Source organism: Achromobacter sp. GQ309 (genome assembly GCF_059759315.1).
This window is the reverse complement of sequence record NZ_JCAXDP010000006.1, coordinates 115,692-142,214: the sequence shown is the minus strand read 5'-3', so window position 1 is coordinate 142,214 and position 26,523 is coordinate 115,692. Positions and strand designations below refer to the sequence as shown.

Below are 26,523 nucleotides of genomic sequence, written 5' to 3'. Positions count from 1 at the left end.
TCTGCAAGCGTTAGCAAGGCCCAATCTGTGCGTTACCCCCATATTCCCTGGCTGCCCCTGTTGTTCTATCCCGCGTTGCCGGTGGCCGCAGCGGTCGGGCTGCTGTTCTGGCGGGATTGGCCGCCCGCGCTCAGCCTGATCGTGCCGTTCGTGCCATGGGTCATGGCGCTGATCGGATCGGCGATCTGCCTGATGTATCAACGCTCGCAGACCATGGCGCTAATGCTGTGCGTGCTGGCCGTCACGGCGGCCTGGCCCACGCTTGCCCGGGAAGCCCCGTGGGCCATGGGGCCGGTGCTGGCCTGGTGGTCGCTCGTCTACACCATCAATGCCCTGTGGTCCGAACGATCCAGCATGCTGATCGACGTGGCGCTGCGCATCGGCTTGATCGCCGCCGGCGTGGCCGTGATTGCGCTGGTGGGCAAGGACGGCGTGGGCGAAATCTTCAGCACCGTCGCGCTGCAGGGCATGCTGGCGCGCCTGGGCGTACCGGCCGAGGCGCTGATCGCGCTGCTGGGCACCGGCCTGACGTTGACGCTGCTGCTGTTGCGCTACGGGCGCCCGCAGCAGGCAGGGCAGTGGCTGGGCTTCGTGTGCATGGCCTGGGCGCTGCCGCGTGGCGCGGCGCATCCGCTCGAACTGGCGCTGATGTCCGCCGCGGCGTTGACGGCCCTGTGCATCTCGTTGGCGCACGAAGGCTTTCACATGGCGTTCCGCGACGAGCTCACTGGTTTGCCCGGCCGCCGCGCGCTGAACGAGCGGCTGCAACGCATGGGCCGCCTCTACACGCTGGCAATGGCCGACGTGGACCACTTCAAGGCCTTCAACGACACGCACGGCCACGATGTGGGCGATCAGGTGCTGCGCATGGTCGCCTCGCAGTTGCGGCGCGTGCCGGGTGGCGGCCAGGCCTACCGCTACGGCGGCGAGGAATTCACGCTGGTGTTTCCCGGCAAGACCGCTGCCGAGGCCATGCCGCACCTGGAGACGGTGCGGCGCGCCATCGAGGCCTACCAGATGCGCCTGCGCGACAAGCCGGCCCGGCCCAAGGCGGACCAGATCGGCCAGCGCCGCCGCGGCGGACGGGGAGGGCGCGGCGCCCGGCCCTTGCGCGTGACGGTCAGCATCGGGGTGGCGGAACGCAGCGATGCGCTGCGCGCCCCGGACGCCGTCATCAAGGCGGCCGACCAGGCGCTCTACAAGGCCAAGGACGGCGGTCGCAATCAGGTGTGTGCCTTCGGCGCGCGCCGCCGCGCGGGCGCTGCTTGAGGCCAGTGCCTACCGGTCGGCCAGCGGCATCGCCATCAGCGCTTCGTCGTACAGCTTGCCGTTGACGCACAGCGCCTCGCGCTCGTGGCCATACACGGTGAATCCCAGGCTGGCGTAAAGCGCGGACGCCGCGACGTTGTTGGCGGTGACGCTCAGCTGCACCTGCCGGATGCCGCGCATGGTGCGCGCATGGTCGATCGCCGCGTGCATCAGCATCCGGCCCAAGCCCCGGCCGCGCTCGGCGGGTGCGACGTACATGCTCCAGATGTGCGCCTTGTGCCGCACCTTCAGCTTGCGCTGGCGTCCCACGCCGACGATCCCGGCCAACGCCTCGCCCAGAAACACGCCAAACATCGCGCCATCGTTGGCCGGCGAAATCCATTCGCGGATGTCCGCCAATGTCAGCGTGTGTTCCTCTTCGTAACTCGATCCAAAGGACTCGGGCGTTTCGACCAGCGCATTCAAACGCAATTGCCGCAGGGGCGCGGCGTCGGCAGCGATCAGTCGTCGGACGACAGGCTCGTTCATGGCGGCTTTGAGAGTGTTGGGATTAGGTAACGTTTGAGGAGTATAGGGGGATGGGCTTGCCTATAATGGCCCCAACGCCGCTTGCGGTTTTCAACAAGGAGCCATTGATGTTCGGTTTCCTCAAGACAAACCAGGATGCGACGCGCCACGAAGTCCAGGAAGAATTCGTGGCCCGTGTCGCGGGTGCAGCGCAGGACTTCGTGGAGGCGGCCGGTTCAACCGGCGCCGTGCTGGACTACTCTCCGTCCAGCGTTCATGCGCTGGATGACGCACTGGAGGCCGCCCATCTGGGCACGCTGCCTCTGACCCCCATGCAAACCGTCGGTGCTGCCGCCTACCTTTACGAGGTTGGCCGCCGCGCGCATGGCGGGTTGTATGAGGTCTGCGACGACGAAGATCCCGTGGTCCTCGTCTGCGGAGAACCCGGCTCCGAAGTGTGCTTTGGCGCCATCGCCAAGGTCGAGCGGCGCATCCGTTACGGGGCCGCCGAGGCCATCCCAGCGTACTTTGAACGCTTCATGACAGCCCTGCAGACGGGCGAAGCGCAGACCATCCGGTAGGCTGATCTGGCGCTTCTGGGGATTTCCCTTAGGGCTGTAAGAAAAACAGCCCTACAATTCCGCAATTCCCGCCGGCCGGCGGGTGCTCGTGCCGTCTGTCATCAGACGGTTTTTTACTCGCAGTACATTCGCGCCGCGATACGCGTCCGATCCGCCATGCCCCCAGGAGCGCCTGCATGAAATTCCGCTTCCCCATCTTCATCATCGACGAGGACTACCGTTCCGAGAACGCGTCCGGTTTGGGTATCCGTGCCTTGTCCGCAGCAATCGAGGCCGAGGGCGTCGAGGTGATCGGGGTGACCAGTTACGGCGACCTGAGTTCGTTCGCGCAGCAGCAGAGCCGCGCCAGCGCCTTCATCCTGTCGATCGACGATGAAGAGTTCGACGTGGACTCGCCCGAGGACGTGGCCAGCGCAATCAAGAACCTGCGCGCCTTCATTGGCGAGCTGCGCTTTCGCAACGCGGACATTCCCATCTATCTGTACGGCGAAACGCGCACGTCGGAACACATTCCGAACGACATCCTTCGCGAGCTGCACGGCTTCATCCACATGTTCGAGGACACGCCGGAGTTCGTGGCGCGCCACATCATCCGCGAAGCCCGCAGCTACGTCGACAGCCTGCCGCCGCCGTTCTTCCGCGAGCTGGTGAAGTACGCGCAGGACGGTTCGTATTCGTGGCACTGCCCGGGGCACTCGGGCGGCGTGGCGTTCCTGAAGAGCCCGGTCGGCCAGATGTTCCACCAGTTCTTCGGTGAAAACATGCTGCGCGCCGACGTCTGCAACGCCGTGGACGAACTGGGCCAGCTGCTGGACCACACCGGCCCGGTCGCCGAATCCGAACTGAACGCCGCGCGCATCTTTCACGCGGACCATTGCTTCTTCGTGACCAACGGCACATCGACCTCGAACAAGGTCGTGTGGCACGCCAACGTGGCCGCGGGCGACGTTGTGGTGGTGGACCGCAACTGTCACAAGTCGATCCTGCACGCCATCACGATGACGGGCGCGATTCCGGTGTTCCTGCGCCCCACACGCAACCACCTGGGCATCATCGGCCCGATCCCGCTCGAAGAATTCCACCCGGACAACATCCGCAAGAAGATCGAAGCGAACCCCTTCGCGCGCGAAGCGGTGAACAAGAATCCGCGCATCCTGACGCTGACGCAGAGCACGTACGACGGCGTCATCTACAACGTCGAAATGATCAAGCAGCAGCTCGGCAGCTATGTCGACACGCTGCACTTTGACGAAGCCTGGCTGCCGCACGCATCGTTCCACGAGTTCTACCAGGACATGCACGCCATCGGCCAGGACCGCCCGCGCAGCCAGGACGCGATGGTGTTTGCCACGCACTCCACGCACAAGCTGCTGGCCGGCATTTCGCAGGCCTCGCAGATCATCGTGCAGGAATCCGAGACCCGCAAACTGGACCGCAACGTCTTCAACGAGGCGTACCTGATGCACACGTCCACGTCGCCGCAATACGCGATCATCGCGTCCTGCGACGTGGCCGCTGCCATGATGGAGCCCCCGGGCGGCACCGCGCTGGTCGAGGAAAGCATCCGCGAAGCCCTGGACTTCCGCCGCGCCATGCGCAAGGTGGAATCCGAGTTCGGCAAGAACGACTGGTGGTTCAAGGTCTGGGGCCCGAACCGTCTGGTGGCCGAAGGCATCGGCAACCGCGACGAATGGATCCTGGAAGCCAACGATCACTGGCACGGCTTCGGTGAAATGGCCGAAGGCTTCAACATGCTGGACCCGATCAAGGCCACGGTCATCACGCCGGGACTGGACATGTCGGGCAGCTTCGGCGAAACCGGCATTCCCGCGGCGCTGGTCTCCAAGTACCTGACCGAGCACGGCGTGGTGGTTGAAAAGACCGGCCTGTATTCGTTCTTCATCCTGTTCACCATCGGCATCACCAAGGGCCGCTGGAACACGCTGTTGACCGCCTTGCAGCAATTCAAGGACGACTACGACCGCAACCAGCCGCTGTGGCGCATCCTGCCGGAGTTCTGCCGCGACCATCGCCGCTACGAGCGCATGGGCCTGCGTGACCTCTGCCAGCAGATTCACGAGGCCTACCGCGAGCGCGACGTCGCCCGCCTGACGACCGAGATGTACCTGAGCGACATGGTGCCGGCGCTGAAGCCGTCGGACGCCTTTGCCCGCATGGCGCACCGCGAAGTCGAGCGCGTCGACATCGACAAGCTGGAAGGCCGCGTCACGGGCGTGCTGCTGACGCCGTACCCGCCGGGCATTCCGCTGCTGATCCCGGGCGAACGCTTCAACCGCACCATCGTGCAGTACCTGCAATTCGCGCGCGAGTTCAACGAACGCTTCCCCGGCTTCGAAACCTACATCCACGGCCTGGCCGACGAAGTGGGTCCGGACGGCGAAAAGCGTTACTACGTTGACTGCCTGATCGAAGAGTAAGCACGGGCGGGCCGGAAATCTTGATGTTCGATGTTGCAGTGCTTGGCGCGGGCGCCGCGGGCATGATGTGCGCGGCGGTCGCGGGTCAGCGCGGCCTGCGCGTGGTGCTGGTCGACCACGCGCAGCGCCTGGCCGAGAAGATCCGCATTTCGGGCGGCGGGCGCTGCAACTTCACGAACATCGGGGCCGGGCCCGCCAATTTTCTGTCTGAAAATCCCCATTTCTGCCGGTCGGCGTTGTCGGCCTACACGCCGCAGGACTTTCTGGCGCTCATGAAGCGCCACCGCATCGCCTGGCACGAGAAGCATCGCGGCCAGCTGTTCTGCGACGACTCCAGCGAAAACATCATCGACATGCTGCGCGCCGAGTGCGACGCGGGCAATGTGCAATGGCGCATGGGCTGTTCGGTGGCCGAGGTCGCGCATGGGGCCGAAGGTTTCGAGCTGCGCACCAGCCAGGGCGTCATCCTGGCCGCCAAGCTGGTCGTCGCGACCGGCGGCATGGCGATTCCGCAACTGGGCGCGACGGACTTCGGGCTGAAGATCGCCCGCCAGTTCGGCCTGAAGGTCGTCGAGCCGCGCCCCGCGCTGGTTCCGCTGACCTTCGACCCCGCGCAGTGGCAGCCGCTGTCCGAGCTGTCCGGCGTGGCGCTGGAAGTGAACCTGCGGACGGGGCAGGGCAAGGCGCGCGGCGAATTCCTTGAAGACCTGCTGTTTACGCACCGCGGTCTGTCGGGGCCGGCGATCCTGCAGATCTCCAGCTACTGGAAGCCGGGCGAGCCCATCGTGATCGACCTGGCGCCGGGGCGCGATCTGGCGCAGGAACTGCTGGCGTCCAAGTCCGGCAACCGCCAGCAGCTTCATACGGTGCTGGGCGGGCTATGGCCCAAGCGGCTGGCCGACCGCTGGCTGCAATTGGCCGAGCAGGGCGGCAAGCCGGGCCTGGCCGCGCTGCGCCTGGCCGACGCGCCGGACAAGACGCTGCGCGGGCTGGCGCAGGACATCCATCAGTGGACGCTCGTGCCCAGCGGCACGGCGGGCTACAAAAAGGCCGAAGTCATGCGAGGCGGCGTGGACACGCGCGGCCTGGACCAGAAGTCCATGCAGGCAAAGGCCGCGCCGGGCCTGTATTTCATCGGCGAGGCCGTCGACGTGACCGGCTGGCTCGGCGGCTACAACTTCCAGTGGGCGTGGGCCTCGGGCGTCGCCTGCGGCCAGGCGCTGTAGCTGCGGCCAGGCGCGCTGGTTAGGCACTGGCCGCTTTCACTCCAAATCCTGAAATTTCCCGAAGCAACCTGCGTGGCCGCCTTTCCGGCATTCCGGCATTCCGGCATTGTGATATCAAATAAAAATACATATCATTTATGTTTTGATCTTTATCAAAGCCGTCCCGCGAGGGACGGATCAGCCGGAGACTCGCATGGCCTACACCCTTCCGCCCCTGCCGTACGCCTATGACGCGCTGGAACCTCACATCGACGCAATGACGATGGAGATCCACTACACCAAGCATCACCAGACCTATGTCACCGGCCTGAACACCGCGCTCGAAGGCGCCGGCATCGCCACGGATGAACCCGTGGAAGCGCTGGTCGCGCGCATCAAGGAATTGCCGGAAGCCGTGCGCGGCGCGGTGCGCAACCACGGCGGCGGCCACGCCAATCACAGCCTGTTCTGGTCCGTCATGTCGCCGCAGGGCGGCGGCGAGCCGGATGGGGCGCTGGCTGCGGCCATCGACGCCGAGCTGGGCGGTCTGCCCGCCTTCAAGGAAGCCTTCACCAAGGCGGCGCTGACGCGCTTCGGCAGCGGTTGGGCCTGGCTGAGCGTGACGCCGGCCGGTAAGCTGGTGGTCGAGAGCAGCGCCAACCAGGACAGCCCGCTGATGGACGGCAATACGCCGATCCTGGGCCTGGACGTCTGGGAACACGCTTATTATCTGAAGTACCAGAACCGCCGGCCGGAATACATCGGCGCTTTCTACAACGTGGTGAACTGGCCCGAGGTCTCGCGCCGCTACGCTGCGGCAAAGGGCTAAGCGCATCTCCCCAAAGGAGCGCAGCCGCATATGAATACCTTCAGCCGTCATCGCGTGCGGCCGGCGGCCACCAGCATCAGCGTCTGGACGCTGGCCGTGATGGTGTCCTGCCTGGCCCTGTACCAGCTCTGGGTCTACCTGGACGTGCGGGCGCCGCACGTGGCCGACGCGCTGCTGGGCGGTCTTGTCGCGGCCGCCGCCACCGCGCTGGGTACTCTGCCCATTCTCTTTGCCCGCACCATTCCGCAGAAGGCGCAGGACAGCATGTTCGGCTTTGGGGCCGGCGTCATGCTGGCCGCCAGCGCGTTTTCCCTGGTCGCGCCGGGTATCGCCGCGGGTAAGGAATTGGGGTACGGCCCCTGGGGCGCCGGCCTGACGGTCGGCGCCGCCCTGCTGTTGGGGGCGGCCGTGCTGCTGCTGATGGACCGGATCCTGCCGCACGAGCATTTCATCAAGGGCAGGGAAGGGATGGAGGCGCACCGCCTGCGCCGCACCTGGCTGTTCGTGTTCGCGATCATGCTGCACAACCTGCCCGAGGGCCTGGCGATCGGCGTGGGTTATGCAGCGGGCGACCCCGTGCGCGGCACGGCGTTGGCCACCGGCATTGCAATCCAGGACATTCCCGAGGGGCTGGTCGTGGCGGTGGCCCTGCTGGCCGCCGGCTACAAGCGCACGTTTGCCGTGGCCTTGGGCATGCTGTCGGGGCTGATCGAACCCGTGGGCGCCGTGCTGGGCGCCGCCGTGGTCGGCTGGTCGGCGCCGCTCCTGCCGTGGGGCCTGGGTTTTGCCGCGGGCGCCATGCTGTTCGTCATCAGCCACGAGATCATCCCGGAATCGCACCGCAAGGGGCACGAGGTCTACGCCACCTGCGGCCTCATGATCGGTTTCGTGCTGATGATGCTGCTGGATACCGCGCTGGGATAGCGCCGGCGGGCGTGCAACAGGCCTAGGCTTACCCCGGGCTTTCGTTGTATGCTTTCGGCGCTGTCACGCATGCTGCGGGAGAGAGCGGCCGAAGGCGTCAAGCCCGGCCGCCGCCGAAGGCGCAATTCGCCCAGAATCGCTCAGGTAACCGATACCGCGCAGGCTTGCCCCGTCCCGCATTTGCCGCCATTGCCGGCTACGCAGACGTGGCAAAACAGCACTCTGGAGAGACCTGGCGCCGCGCCCTGAACAGGGACACTGCGAGCAGCCCAGGCGCCGAAGGTGCAAACCCGCCACGCGGGGCAACTCTCAGGCAAAAGGACAGAGGGGCGGAAGATTCAGCCGTTGCGCGGGCGCCGTCCGCCCGCAACCAGCGGCATTCCGTAACCCTGGCATCGCTGCCGTCCCGGAGTTCCCCCGCATGTCCGCATCCCTCAAACGCACCCCGCTCGCCGAAGAACACATCGCCGCCGGCGCCCGCATGGTCGATTTCGGCGGCTGGGACATGCCGCTGGCCTACGGTTCGCAGATCGAAGAGCACCATGCCGTGCGCCAGGACGCCGGCATGTTCGACGTCTCGCACATGCTCAACGTCGACGTGACGGGCCCGGATGCCTTCGCCTTCCTGCAGCGCCTTGTCGCCAACGACGTCGCCAAGCTGACGGTCCCGGGCAAGGCGCTCTACAGCTGCATGCTGAACCCGCAGGGCGGCGTCATCGACGACCTCATCATCTATTTCTTCGCTGCCGACGAATGGCGCGTGGTGGTCAACGCCGGCACGGCCGACAAGGACGTGGCCTGGATGCAGCGCGTCAAGCAGGCCGGCGCGTTCGACGTGACCATCGCCCCGCGCCGCGATCTGGCCATGGTGGCTGTGCAGGGCCCCAACGCCCGCGCCAAGGTCTGGGCCGCCCGCCCGGCCTGGCAAGCCGCCAGCGAACCGCTGACTCCCTTCGTCGCCGCCCGCGTGGGCGACGACACGCTGGTCGCCCGCACGGGCTACACCGGCGAAGACGGTTTCGAAATCGTCCTGCCCGCTGCTGAAGTCGTGCAACTGTGGCGCGACCTGATCGCCCAGGGCGTGCGTCCGGCAGGCCTGGGCGCGCGCGACACGCTGCGCCTGGAAGCCGGCATGAACCTGTACGGCCAGGATATGGACGAACTGACCCACCCCGGCGAAGCCGGCCTGACCTGGACCGTGTCCGGCAAGAACGCCGAGCGCCGCTTCATCGGCCGCGACGCGATCGAACAATTCGCCAAGCCCGCCACCTTCATCGGCCTGAAGCTGCAGGAACGCGGCGTCATGCGCGCGCACATGGCCGTGCGCACCGCGCAGGGCGTGGGCGAGCTGACCAGCGGCACCATGTCGCCCACGCTGGGCGTGTCGATCGGCTTTGCCCGCCTGCCGCAAGGCGTGGTCGCGGGCGACAAGGTCGAGGTCGACATCCGCGGCAAGTGGGTGCCCGCCGTGGCGTGCAAGCTGCCTTTCGTGCGTAACGGCAAAGCCGTCGAACACTCGTAAACTCGAACCTCGCGCGTGCACCGGCCCGGTCTGGGCAACGGCCGCCCGCGCGAGGCGCGCAACACCATTCATCTACCCGCATTCCCTCAGGAGTTCCCATGAGTCTGCCCACCGATCGCAAGTACACCGAGTCCCATGAATGGGTCAAAGCCGAGGGCGACGTGTTCGTCGTCGGCATCACCGACACCGCCCAGGAGCAACTGGGCGATCTGGTCTTCGTTGGCGACGTGAACGTCGGCGCCAAGCTGAGCGCGGGCGAAACCGCCGGCGTGGTCGAGTCGGTCAAGGCCGCCTCGGACATCTACGCGCCCGTGTCCGGCGAAATCGTTGCCTTCAACGAAGAGCTGGAAAGCAACCCCAACCTGATCAACGAATCGGCCTTCACCGCCTGGATCTTCAAGATCAAGCCGGACAACGCCGCCGACGCCGACAAGCTGCTGGACGCCGCCGGCTACGAAGCCGTCGCCAACGGCTGATGCCGCACGCGGGGGAGCGGCGGCGCCGCCTCCCTCGCCAGACGCAATACCGTCCGTTCGCAGGACGACACCCGCTACCCCCGAGATCCCCCCATGTCGCGCGCCCTAGACACCCATACCGACTTCATCCCCCGCCACATCGGCCCCTCCGACGCCGACCAGGCCGCCATGCTTGCCGTGATCGGCAGCGACAGCCTGGACGCCCTGATCGAAGAAGTCGTGCCCCCCAAGATCCGCAGCAAGGAGCCGCTGGCGCTGCCCGCGTCGCGCAGCGAAGCCGACGTGCTGGCCGAACTGAAGCAGGTCGCGGGCCGCAACAAGGTCTACCGCAGCTACATCGGCCAGGGGTACTACGGCACGCAGACGCCCAACGTGGTGTTGCGCAACATTCTTGAAAATCCCGCCTGGTACACGGCCTATACGCCTTACCAGCCCGAGATTTCGCAGGGCCGCCTGGAAGCCCTGCTGAACTACCAGACGATGGTCGCCGACCTGACCGGCCTGGACATCTCCAACGCCTCGCTGCTGGACGAAAGCACCGCCGCCGCTGAAGCGATGACGCTTGCGCGCCGCAGCGCCAAGTCCAAGAGCCCGGTGTTCTTCATCTCGCGCCACGTGCATCCGCAGACCATCGAAGTCGTGCGCACGCGCGCCGAAGGCCTGGACATCGAGATCCGCATCGGCGACGAAGCCGAAGGCCTGCCCGAGTGCTTTGGCGTGCTGCTGCAGTACCCGCACAGCACGGGTTCGGTGTCCGACTACCGCAAGCTGGCCGAAGCCGCCCACGCGCAAGGCGCCGTGGTTGCGTGCGCGACCGACCTGCTGGCGCTGGCCGTGCTGGCCGCGCCGGGCGAGTGGGGCGCCGACATCGCCGTCGGTTCGGCCCAGCGCTTTGGCGTGCCGTTCGGCTTTGGCGGCCCGCACGCCGGCTTCATGGCCTGCAAGGACGCATTCAAGCGCAACATGGCGGGCCGCCTGGTCGGCGTGTCCAAGGACGCGCAAGGCAATCCCGCGCTGCGCCTGGCGCTGCAGACGCGTGAACAGCACATCCGCCGCGAGAAGGCCACTTCCAACATCTGCACGGCGCAGGTGCTGCTGGCCGTGATGGCCGGCATGTACGCGGTGTGGCACGGCCCGGCCGGCATCCGCCGCATCGCCGAGCGCGTGCAGCGCGCCACCGCCATCCTGCGCGCCGAGCTGATCAAGCTGGACGTCAAGGTCGCCAACGACACGTTCTTCGACACGCTGCTGCTGGAAACCGGCGCCGCGACGCCCGCCATCCTGACGGCCGCCGACTGCGCGCACATCAACCTGCGCCGCGTCGACGGCGCCCGTCTGGCCATCTCGCTGGACGAGACCGTCACCGTGGCCGACCTGGAAGCACTGGTCAACGTCTTCGCCGCCGGTCTTGAGCGCGATGACGTCGAACTGGACATCGACGCGCTGGACGCCGCGGCCCCCGGCGGCATTCCCGCCTCGGTTGCTCGCGAAAGCGCGATCCTGAAGCACCCCATCTTCTCCAGCATCCAGTCCGAAACCGACATGCTGCGCTACCTGCGCAAGCTGGCCGACAAGGATCTGGCGCTGGACCGCACGATGATCCCGCTGGGTTCGTGCACCATGAAGCTGAACGCCACGGCCGAGATGATCCCCATCACCTGGCCCGAATTCGCGCTGATCCACCCGTTCGCGCCGGCCTCGCAAAGCCAGGGCTACGTCGAACTGATCGATCGTCTGTCCGCCGCGCTGTGCGAAATCACCGGCTACGACAACATCAGCCTGCAGCCCAACTCGGGCGCGCAGGGCGAATATGCGGGTCTGCTCGCCATTCGCGGCTATCACCAGGCTAACGGCCAGCACCAGCGCAACATCTGCCTGATCCCGTCGTCGGCGCACGGCACCAACCCCGCCTCGGCGCAGCTTGCCGGCATGGACGTAGTGGTCGTGGCGTCGGACGCCAACGGCAACGTGGACCTCGCGGACCTGCGCGCCAAGATCGAACAGGTCGGCGACAAGCTGGCCGCGCTGATGATCACGTACCCGTCGACGCACGGCGTGTTCGAAGAAGCCGTCACCGAAATCTGCGATCTGGTCCACCAGGCCGGCGGACAGGTGTACCTGGACGGCGCCAACATGAACGCCATGGTCGGCGTGGCCAAGCCCGGCAAGTTCGGCTCGGACGTGTCGCACCTGAACCTGCACAAGACGTTCTGCATCCCGCACGGCGGCGGCGGACCCGGCGTGGGTCCCGTGGCGGTGCGCTCGCACCTGGCGCCCTACCTGCCGGGCGTGGTGAACGAACAGGGCAAGCTGCCCGGCGACGCCAAGGTCGGCCCGGTCTCGGCCGCGCCGTTCGGCTCGGCGGGCATCCTGCCGATCCCGTTCGTGTACATCGCGCTGATGGGCGCCGACGGCCTGCGCCGCGCCACCGAAGTCGCCATCCTGAACGCCAACTACATCGCGACCCGCCTGCGCGGCCACTACGAGGTCCTGTACGCGGGCCGCAACGGCCGCGTGGCGCACGAGTGCATCCTGGACGTGCGCCCGCTCAAGGAAACCAGCGGCATCAGCGCCGAAGACATCGCCAAGCGCCTGATGGACTACGGCTTCCATGCGCCCACCATGAGCTTCCCGGTCGCGGGCACGCTGATGGTCGAGCCGACGGAATCCGAAGGCGTGGCCGAGCTGGACCGCTTCATCGACGCGATGATCGCCATCCGCGAAGAAATCGCCCAGGTCGAACGCGGCGAACGCGACCGCGACGACAACGTCCTGAAGAACGCGCCGCACACCGCGCAGATGCTGCTGGCCGAGGAATGGTTGCACGACTACCCGCGCCAGCAGGCCGCCTACCCGGTGGCGACGCTGCGCGACGGCAAATACTGGCCGCCGGTCGCCCGCGTGGACAACGCCTACGGCGATCGCAACCTGGTCTGCGCCTGCCTGCCGATCGAAGCGTACGCGTAACGCGCCACGCCCGCGTCCGGCCCGTGCCGGACGCATCGCCCGATCATCGCGATCAGCGCGTAAAAAAAGCCCCCGTCCTTTACAGGCGGGGGCTTTTGCTTGGGGCCAGGCCTTGGATCAAGGCCGGTCGTTCAGCTTATTTGGCGGGCGCCTTCGCCGCGGCGCCGAAGTCTTCGGCGATGCTGATGAACGTGTTGAGCAGGATCTGCAGGTTGTCCTTGCCCAGACCGCCTTCGGCGTTCATGTCCATCTGCAGCACGGCCTGGTTCTTTTCATCGAGGTAGGCGCGGCTCCAGCGGTATTCCTGGTTCCAGGCGTTGATGGCCTTGAGCGTCATCGGCTTCTTGGTGGCGTACGTGGCGGTCGCGACCAGATCCAGGCACTTTTCCGTGAAGTCGTTGCACAGGAACTCCAGGCGCAGGTCGGTGGCGCCGGTGGTGCCCGGGTTCAGGACCAGCACGGGGCCGTCGGTGCCGTCGCTGCGGGTCACGGTGTAGCCCATGTCGTCCAGCATGTTGGCAACGTCTTCCAGGTTGAAGTCCTGCATGACGCCGGCAACCGGTGCCGGAGCGACGGGTTCGGCGTCCGGGTCCATGCCGATGCCGGACAGCTCGTCGTCGTCGTCCAGGTCATTCATGCCGGTCGCGCCCAAGAGGCCGCTGAACAGTTCCTCGGCAGGAATCTTCTGGCCGTTCAGGTCGCCCATGCCGTCGGCAAAGGTGAACTTGCCGACGATGTTGTCGCCGTCGTTCTTGCCCACGTTCATCATTTCGGCCATGCCGGCCATCTGGCGGATGTTCTCGTCAGCGTCGGCCGCGGCCTTCTCGGCGGGCACGCCTTCGGTCTTGACGGCGTACTGCACCATCAGGTCCTTCACCATGGGCTTGGAGATCACCAGCGAGGCGTCGATCTTCTTGATCGCCTGCACTGCGATTTCCTGCGGGGTCAGGTCCTTGGCGTTGGCCGGATTGGCCAGGTCCAGCGTGAAGGTCAGCTTGCTTTCGCCCTTGGCCGTCTTCCAGCTCAGCGGATCGATGCTGAACGACGGATTGCCCGCCAGCAGCTTGCCGGCGTTGTCCAGCAGAACGTCGAACTGCTCGTCCTTCAGGCCTTCGTCGCTGGCGCCCAGCATGTATTGGCGCATGAGCTGGTTGTAGGTGTCCGAGAGTTGCTTGACGGCCTGGCCGTCCAGCCGGGCCAGCTTGATCACGGCCTGGCCATTGCCCAGCACCACGTCGTTCACGGTAAGGTCGCCCGTCTGGTAGGCGGCCTGCACGTTGATGGACTTGTCGTCTTCGGACAGCTTCACGCCGTAGCTGAAGTTGTCCAGCCCGACCTTCATGTCGTCGGTGGGACGCAGCACGTCCACGCGCTTGATCTTCAGGTCCGAATTGCCCATCGAGATGCCGAACTTGCCCATGCGGCTGTCGACGTCCATGGTCAGGCCGGCGATGGTCATCTTGACGGGGTCGTGGCTCTTGCTGCCGTCCACCGACAGCTTGTCCATCACGCCGTGCGCGGTGACGGCCTGCGTGGCGCGGTCGAAGGTGCCTTCCATCCGCATGCCGCTGAAGTCGAGCGCGTTGCCGTCATGCGTGACGACGATCGGCGCGATCGCGGCGGTGGACGTGGCGTTGCCGCTGTAGCTGACGATGGCGTCGCCCATCAGCGGGGAGATGTCCTTGGTCAGTTCGAAGACGGGCTTGATGTTGTCCGTCTTGGCGATCTCGGTGTGGATGAAAGCGAGCTTGGGCGCAATGGCGCCGCGCGACAGGGCGCTCTTGGGGAAGGGGCCGTGCTCGATGTTCGCGTCGAACTCGATCATGCCGGCGGGCAGGTCGTCCAGGCCCTTGTCGTTCTTGACGAGCGACACGCCATAACGCGCCTGCGTCGAGAACAGGCCGCGCTCGTACTTGAGCTGATCGATGCGCAGGCCAAACAGCGGCGTGATCTTGGCGAGCTTTTCGTTGGCCTGTGCCAGATGACGCTGCGCGTCTTCTTCGATGCGCTTGCCGGTGTACCACGTGGCCCCGACCCAGCTTCCCGCTCCCACTATGACCACGCCCAGGGTGATCGCTACGCTCTTTTTCATCGTTCTGCTTATATCGTTGATTGTCGAGTCATATCCGGCAGCGGCCTACGGCGCCACGCTCGTCCGCGCGAAGCGCGAGCGTCCTGGATACGCGTGTTCATCGGCCTGTCAGGCCCGCGGCGGAGTATACCGAGACGCGTGTCCCGCTGAACGCGCGCGCAGTTACCGAAGATTTCAAAATGAAAGCCGGCGCCCGAGGCGCCGGCTTTTGTCGACAAAACGCCTGGTCTCAGAGCGGATCAAGCGGATAGATCGGACGGCGCACGTGCTTGAACTCGACCTGGCTGTAGTCGGACGTCGTGACGCCCACGCCGGTGCATTCGATGATCTCGGTCGCCATGTCCGAGAAGCCCGCGCGCCAGTGGATGCGGCTTTTCAACACGACATACCGCTTTTGCAGCGGGTCGATGCCGGCCGACAGCAGGCAGTTGATGTCGAAGGGTTCCTGGTGGCGCGAGACGACCACGATTTCCACGCGGCCGGTGTCGATGACCACCGTCAGGCCGGTGTCGTTGCGCACGCCGCGGTACATCGGGCCACGGTTCAGGTAGACGCCGTCGAACACCAGCTTGACGCGGCCGGTGACTTCAAGCGGTTCGCTGGGCTGCTTGATGGCCGGCATGGGCAGCTTGCCGCCCAGCTTGATCGTGATGGTGTTGCCCACGCCCGCGGCGGCGGCTTCCGTGGCGGCCTGCGGGTCGCAGATGGCGTAGAAGACCACGTTGTCCAGTTCCTGGCGCAGCACTTCGGCCAGCACGGCCGTCGTATCCATCGTGCCGCCCGAGCCGGTGTTGTCGTAGTGGTCCAACAGCACGACCGGGCCTTGTTCGATGCCCTTGGCGCGCGTGATGGTCGGCGCCAGCGGTTCCGAATGGAACACCCAGTCGGCGCGGCCCTGCCACGCGCGGTCCAGCAATTCGTCGCGATGCTGTTCGGCGGCGGCCAGGTTGCCGTCCGTACAGACGACGGCGCTCAGGCCCGCTTCGCGAATGTCTGCATGGGGAAAGCCCACGAAGACGGACGCCGCCAGCACGCCGCTGGCTTCAAGTTCCTTGCACCGTTCCTGCAGCGGCTTGTTGGGCGCGGCGTGCGTGCCCTGGCACATGATGTGCGGCAGCATGGGCTTGTTGGCCCAGGTCATCACCGGCTTGATCTCGCCCTTGAGCGTGCGGACGATGACGTTCGCGGCGCGCACGCCCGCATCGCGGATATCCACGTGCGGATAGGTGTGAAAGCCGCTGATGACCGTGGCGTTGCGCACGATGTCGTCGTAGATGTTGGCGTGCATGTCCAGCGTCACGGCAACGGGCGTCTTGGGATCGATCTCGCGCAGGCGGCGCAGCAGGTCGCCCTCGGCGTCTTCCACGCCTTCGGCGACCATCGCGCCGTGCAGATCCAGCAGAATGGCGTCAAACCCGCCGCGCTTGACCTCGTCCAGGATCAGCGTGCACAGGCGTTCATGCGTCTGCGCGCTGGTGGGGCCGCTGGGCCAGGACTCGGCCGCGACCGGCAGCACGATCTCGGCGCCCTCCCGGCGGGCGACCTCGATGTAGCCGCCCAGGCCGCTGTCGGTGTTCTCGTAGGCCTTGATGGCGCGATCGCCAGCCAGGATCTCGGGACTGCCGCGAAAGAAACGTTCAAGCGGGGTGGGCACGGGCGAAAACGTGTTCGTCTCGTGCTTGATCATTGCCAAAAGCCAACGCATGGGAAGTTCCTGTGGGTTGCCGGGGAGGGTCAGTGTGCTGAGGGAGGCTGGGGCCAGGGGCGCTGGGCGGGACGCATCCGTTCCCAGGCGCGCGCCACGCGCAGCACGCCCAGATCGTCAAAGCGCGCGCCCGCGATCTGCAGGCCGATGGGCAGGCCAGCCTTGGTGTAGCCGCAATTGACCGAGGCCGCGGGCTGCTCGCTCATGTTGAAGGGCAGCGTGAACCCGATGTGGTGCATCGTCGTGGCGACCTCGTTCGTGGGCGAGGGCCATTCGGCGTTGTAGGCCACGACGGGCGCCACCGGCGACAGCACGTAGTCGTACGGCGCGCAGGCTGCGACGGTGCGCGCCCGCACGTTCAGCGTTTCGTAGTAGCTGCGGAAGACGTCTTCGCCGCTATGCCCGCCGCCGCTTTCGGCCCACGCGCGGATGAAGGGCAGGATCTTGGCGCGGCGCTCCTCGGACAGCGCGCCCAGGTCGATGGCCGAGCGGGTGCGCCAGAACTTGTCCACGCCTTCCAGCATGCCGGGCGTCATCCACGGCTGCATCGGCGTGACGATGGCGCCCGCGGCCTCGAAGGCACGCGCCGCGGCTTCGACGGCATCGCGCGTCTCGGGATCCAGCGGCAGCCCGCAGCCGGCGTCCAGCAACAGGCCGATGCGCAGGCCGCGCACGTCGTGTTCCAGATTCAGCCAGTCGATCTCCTGGAAGGGCAGGCTCATGTGATCGCGCGCGTCGGGCTGGGACAGCACGCCCATCATGAGCGCCGTATCGGTGATGGTGCGCGTCATGGGACCGGCGCAGCGGCCCATGAAGGGCGGATCGATGGGGATGCGGCCCAGGCTGGGCTTGAGCGTGGCGATGCCGCACCAGGCGGCCGGCAGGCGGACCGAGCCGCCGATGTCGGTGCCGATGTGCAGCGGGCCATAACCGGCTGCTGCGGCGGCGCCGGCGCCCGCGCTGGAGCCGCCGGGGTTTTTGGTCAGATCCCAGGGATTGCGCGTCAGTTCATGAAAGCTCGACAACCCGGACGACAGCATGCCGTAGTCGGGCATGGTGGTCTTGCCCAGCAGCACGGCGCCGGACTCGCGCATGCGCGCGGCGGGCGGGGCGTCGGCGGCCGCGGGCGTCAGGTCGGTGGCCGCGGTGCCCAGCGGCACGGGCACGCCGCGCGTGGCGATGTTTTCCTTGATGGTGGCGGGCACGCCATCCAGCGAGTACCCGCCGCAGGCCTGCGGTTCGCCTTTCATCCAGCGGGCCTCGGACGCGCGGGCCATCGCCAGCGCGCCTTCCGGATCCAGCGCGTAGGTGGCTTTCAGCCGGGGCTCCCAGCGCTCGATATGGTCCAGCACCGACCGCGTCGCCTCGACGGGCGACAGGGTCTTGCTGCGATACGCCTCAAGGAGTTCCTGGGCGGACATTTCATGCAGTTGCGGCATCTCGGTTCCAGTGGGTCGGAAAAGGCGTCAGACGGCCGGGGAGGCGGACGGCAACAAGCCGGGCGCAATGGGCCGGAAGTTGCGGAAGTCCCAATCCCGGCCGGGGGCGGCGTCGATCAGGGCCCGCGTGTATTGGTGGCGCGGTTCGGTCAGCACCGTTTCGGCAGAGCCGGTTTCGACCACCTGGCCGCGCTGCATCACCATGATGGTGTCGCAGATCTGCGCGGCCACGCGCAGGTCGTGGGTGATGAACAGCACGCCCACGCCCGTACGTTCGCGCACCTGTTCCAGCAGCTCCAGCACCTGCGCCTGCACGGACACGTCCAGCGCCGAGACGGCTTCGTCGGCCACCAGGATCTCCGGGTCCATGACCAGCGCGCGCGCGATGCAGATGCGCTGGCGCTGGCCGCCGGAGAACTGGTGCGGATAACGCCGCATGGCGTCGGGGCTCAGACCCACGACGCTGAGGGTTTCGCTGGCGCGCTTGAGCGCCTGTTCGCGGGCCACGCCAAAGTTCAGCAGCCCCTCGATGATGGATTCGCCCACCGTGCGGCGCGGATTCAGCGACCGGTACGGATCCTGGAAAACGATCTGAATGCGGCGGCGCACGGGACGCAGCGCCGAGCCGGACAGCGTGCTCAGGTCTTCGCCGCCCATCATCATGTGGCCGGCCGTGGGCTCGATGAGCCGCACGATGCAGCGCGCCACTGTCGATTTGCCCGACCCGGATTCGCCGACGATGCCCAGGATCTCGCCCTTGCGCAGCGTCAGGTTGACGTCCGTGGCGGCGATGACGTGCTGCGCCGCCTTGCGCGAAAACAGCGAGCCCTTGCCGCCATAGGTGCGGCCCAGCCCCTTGACGTGCAGCACCGGCGTGCCGGTGGGCGGTTCACGGCGCGACGGCACCAGGCTGGGCACCGACGAGACCAGCCGGCGCGTGTAGGACTGCTTGGGTTCGGCCAGGATCTCGTGGCGCGTGCCGCTTTCGATCAGGTCGCCGCGGTTCATGACGACGATGCGGTCCGCGATCTCGGCCACCACGCCGAAGTCGTGCGTGATGAACAGCACGGCCGTCTGGTGCTTGACCTGCAGTTCCTTGATCAGCGCCAGGATCTGCTTCTGCGTGGTGACGTCCAGCGCCGTGGTGGGCTCGTCGGCGATCAGCAGCTTGGGTTCCAGGATCAGCGCCATCGCGATGACGATGCGCTGACGCTGGCCGCCCGAGAGCTGGTGCGGATAGGCGTCGTAGATGCGTTCGATGTCGGGCAGGTGCACCGACTGGAACATGTCCAGCACCTTGGCGCGGCGCTCGGCCGCCGACATGTTCTTGCGGTGCAGGCGCAGCACCTCGTCGACCTGCTTGCCCACCGTGTGCACGGGATTCAGCGCGGTCATGGGCTCTTGAAAGACCATGGCCATGCGCGTGGCGCGCAGCTCGCGCAGGCGGCGCTGCGTGGCCGTGGCGACGTCTTCGCCCTCGACGCGGATCGAACCCGCGCTGATGTTCAGGATGCCCTGCGGCAGCAGGCCCATGACGGCCAGCGACGTGACGGACTTGCCCGAACCGGATTCGCCGACCACGCACACTGTTTCGCCGGCGTGCACGTCCAGACTGAGGTTGCGCACGACGCGGTTGCCCGCGCCGGCGACTTCGACCGACAGGTTGCGGATGGCCAGGATGGCGGACGAAGTGTCGCCCGCGGGGGGATTGGGGGAATAGTTCATCGGCATCAGATCCTGCGCACCATTTTCGGGTCCAGCGCGTCGCGCAAGGCGTCGCCCAGGATGTTCACGCTGAGCACGGTCAGCGACAGGAACAGTCCGGGGAACAGGATCAGGCCGGGCAGCATGCGGAAGTACATGCGGCCTTCGGACATGATGTTGCCCCAGGACGCGATTTCGGGCGGGATGCCCGCGCCCAGGAAGCTCAGGATGGCTTCGGTCAGCATGGCGGACGCGAAGACGTACGTGCCTTGCACCGTCAGCGGCGCGATGGTGCTGGGCACCATGTGCCGCCACAGCAGCAGCGGCAGCGGGGTGCCCAGCGCCAGGGCGGCCTCCACGTAGGGCTCTCCGCGCACGCTCAGGATCTGGCCGCGCACCAGCCGCACCACCCGCGGGATTTCCGGAATGGTGATGGCCACGAGCACGGTCGTGATGCTGGCGCCGGTGACCGACACCAGCGCGATCGCCAGCAGAATGCCGGGGATCGCCATGATGGCGTCCATCGTGCGCATGATGGGGCCGTCCAGCGACCGGAACCAGCCGGCGATGACGCCGATGACCAGCCCGAGGGCCACGCTGACCAAGGCAGCGCCCAGGCCCGCGATCAACGAGATGCGCGCGCCGTAGGCCACGCGCGACCAGACGTCGCGCCCGAACGCGTCGGTGCCCAGGAAATAGTCGGTGAAGGGCTGCTTCAGGCGCCCGCCCGGGTTGAGTTGGGTGGGATCGACCGTGCCCAGCAGCGGCGCAAAAATGGCGATGAAGACAATCGCCGCCAGCACCACCAGCGCCAGCATGACGGGCCAGCTCTTGAGTCCCTGGCGGATCTGCCGCCAGGCGGTGATGTGGGGCGTGCCGCCTCCGGGGAGGTCGGCCGCCGCCTGTGCGGCGGCGTCGGTTGGCGTTTGCATGCTCATGGCGTCAGTACCGGATACGCGGGTCGAACACCGTGTAGGCGCAATCGACAACCAGATTGATGAACACGTAGACGAACGCGAAGAAAAGCGTCAGGCCCTGGATGACCGGGTAGTCGCGCGCCAGCACGGCTTCCACCACCAGCCGGCCGAGGCCCGGGATGTTGAAGACCGATTCGGTGACGACGACGCCGCTGATCAAGAGCGCGATGCCCACGCCCACAACGGTGGCGATGGGCACGGCGGCATTGCGCAGCGCATGGCCGAGCAGCACGCCGGTTTCGCCCAGGCCCTTGGAGCGCGCGGTGCGAATGAAGTCCTCGCCCATGACCTCGATGACGCTGGTGCGCGTGATGCGCGCGATCAACGCCACATACACGGTGGACAGCGCGAGCGAGGGCAGGATGAGCCGGTGCAGGAACGGCCAGAATCCCTTCTCAAACGGCACGTAGCCTTGCACGTTGAACCACCCTAGCTTGATGGCGAAGGCCCAGATCAGCAGGTAGCCGGTGACGAACACCGGCACCGAGAACCCCAGCACCGAGAAACCCATGACGGCGCGGTCCAGCAGCTTGCCTTGCCGCCAGGCGGCCAGTACGCCCAGCGGAATGGCGACGAGCAGCGTGAAGACCAGCGTCAGCACCGCCAGGCTCATCGACGGCTCAAGGCGCTGCGCGATCAGCTTGGTGACCGGCACGCCGGACATGAGCGAGGTGCCCAGGTCGCCTTGCAGGAGCTTGCCGCCCCAGATGAAGAACTGTTTGACCACCGGCTGGTCCAGGCCCATCGTCTGCCGTATCTGGACGATACGTTCGGGCGTGGCGCCGTCGCCCGCCATGATGATGGCCGGATCCCCGGGGCTGAAACGCAATATCGCAAAGACCACCACCGCGACCATCACCAGAACCGGGATGGTCGCGAGGAGCCGGCGTGAGACAAATGCCAGCATGTATTTCCCCCTGTACCAATTAGGCCTGCGCGGACTGCTTGCTGCGGCGCGCAGGCCCCGAGCCCATCAAGGGGCCTTTTTGACGTTCCAGAACGCGAAGACCGGCGCGTGCACCAGGCCCGACAGCTTGGTCGAGTAGACGGTGGGCACGGACATCTGGCCCAGCGGCACGTACAGGCCTTCGTCGATGCCGATGCGCTGCACTTCCTCGGAGATCTTCTTCTGCTCGGCCGGATCCGAAGTCAACGCCATCTTGGTGCGCAGTTCTTCGATCTGGGGGAACTCGGGCCAGCCGAACCACGCGTTGTCGCCGTTTGCAGCCGCGGGGGCGGAGCGCACCGGGTCCATCACGTCGGTGGCGTACCAGTTGGTGTTGTGGACGTTCCAGCCGCCTTCGGCCGGCGCGGCCTTGGAGGCGCGGCGCGTGGCCACGCTTTGCCAGTCCATCGCCGCCAGGTTGACGTTGAAGCCCGCCTTGCGCAGCGCCGCGGCCATCACGACCGGTTGCGCGGACAGCGTGCCCACGTCGGTGGCGTGCATGACCAGGATGGGCGTGTTGTCGTAACCCGCTTCCTTGAGCAGCGCCTTGGCCTTTTCGATGTTCGACGGGACGACCATGTCCTTGCCGATATCGCTTTCCAGCGGCGTGCCGCAGCCCCACAGCGAGGCGCAGGTCTTCCAGTACTTGGGATTGCCGACCAGCGCCTTCATCACGTCTTCCTGGCCGATCGCGTACATGGCGGCCTGGCGGATCTTCTTGTTGTTGAAGGGCGGGTACTTGAAGTTGAAGCGGTACATCGTGAAGTAGCCGACCGGGCTGAGCGACTCTTCCTTCAGGTCCGGGTTGCCTTCGATCATCGGCAGCAGGTCGTACGGGAACTGCTCGACAAAGTCGATCTCGCCGCCGAGCAGCGCGTTGGCGGTGGTCAGCGCATCGGGCATCACGTCCCATTCGACCTTGTCGACGTGCACGACCTTGCCGCCAGCCAGGCCGCTGACGGGCTCCTTGCGCGGCACGTAATCGGCGTTCTTGACGTAGACGGTCTTCACGCCCGGCTTGAATTCCGCGACCTTGAACGGGCCCGAGCCCGTCATGTCGGTGATGGGCTTGCCGATGGCCTGTTCGGCGATGCGCTTGGGCATCATGAACGGCGCGGTGCCGGTGGGCTTGGACAGGGCGCGCAGCGCCAGGTCCGTGGGTTCCTTCATGACGATGCGAAAGCTCTTGTCGTCGATGACTTCGATCTTGTCGGTGAACTTGAGCAGCGTGCGTCCCATGCCGTCGCCGGCGGCCCAGCGCTTGATCGACGCCACGCAGTCCTCGGCGGTCACCGGCTGGCCGTCATGCCATTTCTGGCCGGGGCGCAGCGTCATGGTGTAGGTCTTGCCGTCGGGCGAGACTTCCCACTTCTCAAGCATCTGCGGCTGTACCTTGTTGTCGGCATCGGTGGCCAGCAAGGTGTCGTAGATCATGTAGCCGTGCCACGTCGTGATGTAGGCGGTGGTGGCGTGCGGATCGGTCAGGCGCAGCGGTGAGTGCATCACCGTCTTGATGACGGTCTCGGCATAGGCCCCATGTGCCATGGCGAGAGTGACGCCGGCGAGCGCGGCCGCTCGGACAAACTTGAGCATGTATTTCCCCTTGAAGCGTAGTGAGCGGCGCGTGGGCCGCTACGTCGTTGACGCGCCGCGTTCGAGCGGCGCGCGAGGGTCAGGCTGTCGCTGCGGACCGGCCGTCAAACACCGGCCCGCAAGGCGCCATTCTGATGCCGGGACGCAACCGTGTCCATGGTTGTTTTGCCGCATCCATCAGCATGGAGCCGGGCGCCGCGCAGACCAGAATCGTGTGCGCGATGGGCGTGAAATCGGCGCGAAAATGCGCCGAACTCTTGACCACCAGGATGGCGGCGCGCGTGGGCTCGACGCCGGCAAACCGGAACATCTCCTGGTCGGCCATCTGCACCCTGTTCGAGGCCAGGATGATGCGCACGCCGCCGATGCGCAGGCACGCGCTGGGACCCAGATCCATGTGAAAGCCGCGATAGAACGCACCATGCGTATCGAAGCGTCCTTCCGAAGTTTTCTCGACGATGAACTCGGTGTCCAGCGGTTCGTCGTGGGGAATACCCGAATGTCCACCCAGTGCAATGCGCACCGTGTTGCCTGCACCAGCGCGGTGGGCGGCCAGCGCGGCGGCGGGGTCCACAATCAGACCGATGGCCGTATCGCGCGCATCGTGGCGGATCAGCGCGCGCAGCACGCCGGTGGTGTCGGAACTGCCGCCCGCGCCGGGGTTGTCCTGCGCGTCGGCGATGACGACGGGTTTGGAGGCATCGCGCGCCAGCCGCAACGCTTCCTGCACGGCTTCGTCCGGCGTGTAGAGCTTGCCGCCGAAGTCCTGTTCGGCATTCATCACCGCGCGCGTCATCTCGTCGGCGGCGGCATCGGCCTCGGCTTGCGTCATGCCGTAGGCCCAGACCGTGGGCGCGCATTCGGGAAAGTCCGCGGCCGGGAACCCGGTCGCAAAGGAAACGCTGGCCGCGCCCCGCGCTTCAAGATCGCCCACCAACTGATACAGGCTGCGCGCCGGCTCGATGTCGGTGGACTGCCAGCACAGGGGAATCAAAAAGGGCAGGCTGCGCAGCGCCACGTAATGCCGCGGCATGCCGCCCAGCCGCTGCGCCAGCAGGCCGGCGGCGCGCTGCCCGGTCTCGGCCATGTCGATGTGGGGATAGGTGCGGTAGCAGACCAGCGCATCGGCATGGCGCACCATCGCGCGCGTCACGTTGGCGTGCAGGTCCAGACTGGCCACGATCGGCACGTTGGGGCCCACCAGTTCACGCACACGCTTCAGCAGCTCGCCTTCACCGTCATCAAGATGCTCGGTGACCATGGCGCCGTGCAGATCCAGATACACGCCATCCAGCGGCATCGCCTGCGACAGCCCTTGCAGAATCATTGCGCTGATACGCTCGAACGCATCACGGGTCACATGCCCCGAAGGACTCGCCGCCGCCCACGTCGTGGGAATCAACGCATGCTGCCCCATGGCCTCGATAAACCCCGCCACGGGGATATTGGCTCCCGCCACTGCCTCAAACATCGCGGGCCCGCTGACCAGTTTCGGCCACCCCCCACCCTTGTCCGCAAAATCCTCCCACGCCGCGCGCGACGGCGCGAACGTATTGGTCTCATGCTGAAAGCCGCCGATCCCGATGCGCATCAGGTTTCCCCTTGTCGTACAGATATTCGGAAGGCGCGGCGAAGCGCCGCGCAGTTCAGTGCTTCAAGCCACGCCCCTCAACCCCGAGGCAAGAACGACGCGCCCCAAACCGTGCACGCCCTCCCCAAGCGCGGTCGCGCGGATCCGGGCTCCGCCGGTCCGCTGCGACGCCCCCCTGGGGGGGAGGCGCTGCGCGCCTCGGGGGGGGGCTCACTTAGCCACGGGCATGGTGAATTCGGCGCCCTTGGCGATGCTGTCGGGCCAGCGTTGCATCACGCTCTTGTAGCGCGAGTAGAAACGGATGCCTTCCTCGCCGTACGCATGATGGTCGCCGAACAGCGAGCGCTTCCAGCCGCCGAACGAATGCCACGCCATGGGCACCGGGATCGGCACGTTGATGCCCACCATCCCGACCTTGATCTGGCGCGCAAACGCGCGCGCCACGCCGCCGTCGGACGTGAAGCACGCCACGCCGTTGCCGAACTCATGCGCGTTGATCAGTTCCACCGCGCTGGCGAAGTCCGGCACGCGCACGATGCACAGCACCGGTCCGAAAATCTCTTCGCGGTAGATGTTCATGGCGGGCTTGACGTTGTCGAACAGCGTGCCGCCCAGGAAGAAGCCCTTTTCGTTGCCCGGCACCTTCAGGTCGCGGCCGTCCACCACCAGGTCGGCGCCGCTGGCGATGCCGTCCTCGATGTAGCCCATCACCTTCTTGCGGTGCTGCGCGGTCACCAGCGGACCCATCTCGGCGTCCGACTGCATGCCGTCCTTGACGATCAGCGCCTTCACGCGCGGCGTGAGGCGTTCGACGACCTTGTCGGCCACGTCGCCCACCGCCACGGCCACCGAAATCGCCATGCAGCGCTCGCCCGCCGAACCGTAGGCCGCGCCCATCAGCGCGTCGGTCACCTGGTCCAGGTCCGCATCGGGCATGACCACCAGGTGGTTCTTCGCGCCGCCCAGCGCCTGCACGCGCTTGCCGCGCTTGGTGCCTTCGGCGTAGATGTATTCGGCAATCGGCGTGGAGCCGACGAAGGACAGCGCCTCTACGTCGGGATGCGAGATCAGCGCGTCCACCGCCTGCTTGTCGCCGTGGACCACGTTGAAGACGCCGGGGGGCAGGCCGGCTTCGGTGAGCAGTTCGGCCAGGCGCACGGACGCGGACGGATCGCGTTCCGACGGCTTGAGCACGAAGGTGTTGCCGCAGGCGATGGCGACCGGGAACATCCAGCACGGCACCATCATCGGGAAATTGAACGGCGTGATGCCGGCCACGACGCCCAGCGCCTGACGCATGCTCCAGTTGTCGATGCCGCCGCCGATCTGGTCGGAGTACTGACCCTTGAGCAGTTGCGGAATGCCGCAGGCGAACTCGACGATCTCGATGCCGCGCATCACTTCGCCCTTGGCGTCCGAGAACACCTTGCCGTGCTCGCGCGTGATCAGTTCGGCCAGTTCATCCTGGTGCTGGTCCAGCAGCGCCTTGAAGTTGAAGAGGATGCGGGCGCGCTTGAGCGCCGGGGTCTCGGACCAGGCCGGAAACGCCGCCTTGGCGGCGGCCACGGCCAGCGCCACGTCGTCATTGGACGCCAGCGGGATCGACGAGGAGATCTCGCCGGTGGCCGGGTTGAAGCCGTCGGCGTAGCGGCTGTTGCCGCCGTCGTAGGGTTGGCCGTTGATGAAATGGGGAATCTTCTTCATGGATGCAAGGCTCGGTGATTCGTCAAAAATGCGGCTGGGCGGCCTGGGCCGCCC

The 26,523-nt window shown here is 66.6% G+C and carries 19 protein-coding genes and 2 riboswitches; of the genes, 9 read left to right on the top strand and 10 right to left on the bottom strand.

All coding sequences use genetic code 11. The features are described from left to right. The first annotated feature begins 27 nt into the window (after positions 1-27). Entirely contained in the window at positions 28-1,269 is a 1,242-nt protein-coding gene (locus tag AC6CIE_RS19885) for a GGDEF domain-containing protein (RefSeq protein WP_175184670.1), read from the top strand. 9 nt (positions 1,270-1,278) lie between these two features. On the opposite strand, the gene AC6CIE_RS19880 is transcribed toward AC6CIE_RS19885, so the two are convergent. Further along, entirely contained in the window at positions 1,279-1,797 is a 519-nt protein-coding gene (locus AC6CIE_RS19880) for a GNAT family N-acetyltransferase (RefSeq protein WP_175122487.1), read from the bottom strand. Positions 1,798-1,904: 107 nt separating this feature from the next. Between AC6CIE_RS19880 and AC6CIE_RS19875 the strand changes: the two genes are divergently transcribed. The 8 genes from AC6CIE_RS19875 to gcvP all read left to right on the top strand — a co-directional run bounded on the left by AC6CIE_RS19875 (position 1,905) and on the right by gcvP (position 12,718). Continuing rightward, complete coding sequence (locus tag AC6CIE_RS19875) at positions 1,905-2,357, top strand: hypothetical protein (RefSeq protein WP_175122488.1); 453 nt, start codon at positions 1,905-1,907, stop codon at positions 2,355-2,357. A 176-nt stretch (positions 2,358-2,533) separates the two neighbouring features. Next, positions 2,534-4,795, top strand: coding sequence for an arginine/lysine/ornithine decarboxylase (locus tag AC6CIE_RS19870; protein WP_062839975.1), 2,262 nt, complete (start codon positions 2,534-2,536; stop codon positions 4,793-4,795). 23 nt (positions 4,796-4,818) lie between these two features. Beyond that, positions 4,819-6,021 (top strand): BaiN/RdsA family NAD(P)/FAD-dependent oxidoreductase, encoded by a 1,203-nt coding sequence (locus tag AC6CIE_RS19865; protein ID WP_498093520.1) that lies wholly within the window; start codon positions 4,819-4,821, stop codon positions 6,019-6,021. A 193-nt stretch (positions 6,022-6,214) separates the two neighbouring features. Next, positions 6,215-6,829, top strand: coding sequence for a superoxide dismutase (locus tag AC6CIE_RS19860; protein WP_175122490.1), 615 nt, complete (start codon positions 6,215-6,217; stop codon positions 6,827-6,829). A 30-nt stretch (positions 6,830-6,859) separates the two neighbouring features. Then, positions 6,860-7,753, top strand: a complete 894-nt coding sequence (locus tag AC6CIE_RS19855) for a ZIP family metal transporter (RefSeq protein WP_498093518.1) — start codon at positions 6,860-6,862, stop codon at positions 7,751-7,753. Between the two features lie 65 nt (positions 7,754-7,818). Further along, positions 7,819-7,920: riboswitch (glycine riboswitch) on the top strand. A gap of 45 nt (positions 7,921-7,965) precedes the next feature. Further along, positions 7,966-8,088: riboswitch (glycine riboswitch) on the top strand. Between the two features lie 86 nt (positions 8,089-8,174). Then, complete coding sequence (gene gcvT, locus AC6CIE_RS19850; RefSeq protein ID WP_498093516.1) at positions 8,175-9,275, top strand: glycine cleavage system aminomethyltransferase GcvT; 1,101 nt, start codon at positions 8,175-8,177, stop codon at positions 9,273-9,275. Between the two features lie 98 nt (positions 9,276-9,373). Continuing rightward, complete coding sequence (gcvH, locus tag AC6CIE_RS19845; RefSeq protein ID WP_056559057.1) at positions 9,374-9,751, top strand: glycine cleavage system protein GcvH; 378 nt, start codon at positions 9,374-9,376, stop codon at positions 9,749-9,751. A 93-nt stretch (positions 9,752-9,844) separates the two neighbouring features. Further along, entirely contained in the window at positions 9,845-12,718 is a 2,874-nt protein-coding gene (gcvP, locus tag AC6CIE_RS19840) for an aminomethyl-transferring glycine dehydrogenase (protein WP_498093515.1), read from the top strand. 136 nt (positions 12,719-12,854) lie between these two features. Here gcvP and AC6CIE_RS19835 read toward each other — a convergent pair whose 3' ends face one another. The 9 genes from AC6CIE_RS19835 to AC6CIE_RS19795 form a co-directional block, all read right to left on the bottom strand. After that, positions 12,855-14,810, bottom strand: a complete 1,956-nt coding sequence (locus AC6CIE_RS19835) for a DUF945 family protein (protein ID WP_175122493.1) — start codon at positions 14,808-14,810, stop codon at positions 12,855-12,857. A 229-nt stretch (positions 14,811-15,039) separates the two neighbouring features. Next, positions 15,040-16,515, bottom strand: coding sequence for a M81 family metallopeptidase (locus AC6CIE_RS19830; RefSeq protein ID WP_498093513.1), 1,476 nt, complete (start codon positions 16,513-16,515; stop codon positions 15,040-15,042). 29 nt (positions 16,516-16,544) lie between these two features. Further along, on the bottom strand, positions 16,545-17,954 hold the full coding sequence (locus AC6CIE_RS19825) for an amidase (protein WP_498093511.1): 1,410 nt from the start codon (positions 17,952-17,954) through the stop codon (positions 16,545-16,547). Positions 17,955-17,981: 27 nt separating this feature from the next. After that, positions 17,982-19,679 carry an ABC transporter ATP-binding protein gene (locus AC6CIE_RS19820; RefSeq protein ID WP_175122496.1) on the bottom strand — a complete coding sequence of 566 codons (1,698 nt, stop codon included), beginning with the start codon at positions 19,677-19,679 and terminating at the stop codon, positions 17,982-17,984. Between the two features lie 5 nt (positions 19,680-19,684). Then, positions 19,685-20,590: an ABC transporter permease gene (locus AC6CIE_RS19815; protein ID WP_175137806.1), complete on the bottom strand. Its 906-nt coding sequence runs from the start codon at positions 20,588-20,590 to the stop codon at positions 19,685-19,687. 10 nt (positions 20,591-20,600) lie between these two features. Continuing rightward, positions 20,601-21,542, bottom strand: a complete 942-nt coding sequence (locus AC6CIE_RS19810) for an ABC transporter permease (protein ID WP_343738402.1) — start codon at positions 21,540-21,542, stop codon at positions 20,601-20,603. Between the two features lie 66 nt (positions 21,543-21,608). Next, positions 21,609-23,174, bottom strand: a complete 1,566-nt coding sequence (locus AC6CIE_RS19805; protein WP_175122499.1) for an ABC transporter substrate-binding protein — start codon at positions 23,172-23,174, stop codon at positions 21,609-21,611. Between the two features lie 79 nt (positions 23,175-23,253). Next, positions 23,254-24,765 carry a M81 family metallopeptidase gene (locus AC6CIE_RS19800; protein ID WP_498093507.1) on the bottom strand — a complete coding sequence of 504 codons (1,512 nt, stop codon included), beginning with the start codon at positions 24,763-24,765 and terminating at the stop codon, positions 23,254-23,256. Positions 24,766-24,975: 210 nt separating this feature from the next. Further along, a complete protein-coding gene (locus AC6CIE_RS19795) occupies positions 24,976-26,469 on the bottom strand; it encodes a CoA-acylating methylmalonate-semialdehyde dehydrogenase (RefSeq protein ID WP_367353168.1) in 1,494 nt (497 codons plus the stop codon). Positions 26,470-26,523: the final 54 nt, after the last annotated feature.

What these genes read in the sequence shown, in the direction of transcription:
- AC6CIE_RS19880 (WP_175122487.1), bottom strand. Translation starts at nt 1,797, where the DNA reads ATGAACGAGCCTGTCGTCCGACGACTGATCGCTGCCGACGCCGCGCCC.
- AC6CIE_RS19875 (WP_175122488.1), top strand. Translation starts at nt 1,905, where the DNA reads ATGTTCGGTTTCCTCAAGACAAACCAGGATGCGACGCGCCACGAAGTC.
- AC6CIE_RS19870 (WP_062839975.1), top strand. Translation starts at nt 2,534, where the DNA reads ATGAAATTCCGCTTCCCCATCTTCATCATCGACGAGGACTACCGTTCC.
- AC6CIE_RS19865 (WP_498093520.1), top strand. Translation starts at nt 4,819, where the DNA reads ATGTTCGATGTTGCAGTGCTTGGCGCGGGCGCCGCGGGCATGATGTGC.
- AC6CIE_RS19860 (WP_175122490.1), top strand. Translation starts at nt 6,215, where the DNA reads ATGGCCTACACCCTTCCGCCCCTGCCGTACGCCTATGACGCGCTGGAA.
- AC6CIE_RS19855 (WP_498093518.1), top strand. Translation starts at nt 6,860, where the DNA reads ATGAATACCTTCAGCCGTCATCGCGTGCGGCCGGCGGCCACCAGCATC.
- gcvT (WP_498093516.1), top strand. Translation starts at nt 8,175, where the DNA reads ATGTCCGCATCCCTCAAACGCACCCCGCTCGCCGAAGAACACATCGCC.
- gcvH (WP_056559057.1), top strand. Translation starts at nt 9,374, where the DNA reads ATGAGTCTGCCCACCGATCGCAAGTACACCGAGTCCCATGAATGGGTC.
- gcvP (WP_498093515.1), top strand. Translation starts at nt 9,845, where the DNA reads ATGTCGCGCGCCCTAGACACCCATACCGACTTCATCCCCCGCCACATC.
- AC6CIE_RS19835 (WP_175122493.1), bottom strand. Translation starts at nt 14,810, where the DNA reads ATGAAAAAGAGCGTAGCGATCACCCTGGGCGTGGTCATAGTGGGAGCG.
- AC6CIE_RS19830 (WP_498093513.1), bottom strand. Translation starts at nt 16,515, where the DNA reads ATGCGTTGGCTTTTGGCAATGATCAAGCACGAGACGAACACGTTTTCG.
- AC6CIE_RS19825 (WP_498093511.1), bottom strand. Translation starts at nt 17,954, where the DNA reads ATGCCGCAACTGCATGAAATGTCCGCCCAGGAACTCCTTGAGGCGTAT.
- AC6CIE_RS19820 (WP_175122496.1), bottom strand. Translation starts at nt 19,679, where the DNA reads ATGAACTATTCCCCCAATCCCCCCGCGGGCGACACTTCGTCCGCCATC.
- AC6CIE_RS19815 (WP_175137806.1), bottom strand. Translation starts at nt 20,590, where the DNA reads ATGCAAACGCCAACCGACGCCGCCGCACAGGCGGCGGCCGACCTCCCC.
- AC6CIE_RS19810 (WP_343738402.1), bottom strand. Translation starts at nt 21,542, where the DNA reads ATGCTGGCATTTGTCTCACGCCGGCTCCTCGCGACCATCCCGGTTCTG.
- AC6CIE_RS19805 (WP_175122499.1), bottom strand. Translation starts at nt 23,174, where the DNA reads ATGCTCAAGTTTGTCCGAGCGGCCGCGCTCGCCGGCGTCACTCTCGCC.
- AC6CIE_RS19800 (WP_498093507.1), bottom strand. Translation starts at nt 24,765, where the DNA reads ATGCGCATCGGGATCGGCGGCTTTCAGCATGAGACCAATACGTTCGCG.
- AC6CIE_RS19795 (WP_367353168.1), bottom strand. Translation starts at nt 26,469, where the DNA reads ATGAAGAAGATTCCCCATTTCATCAACGGCCAACCCTACGACGGCGGC.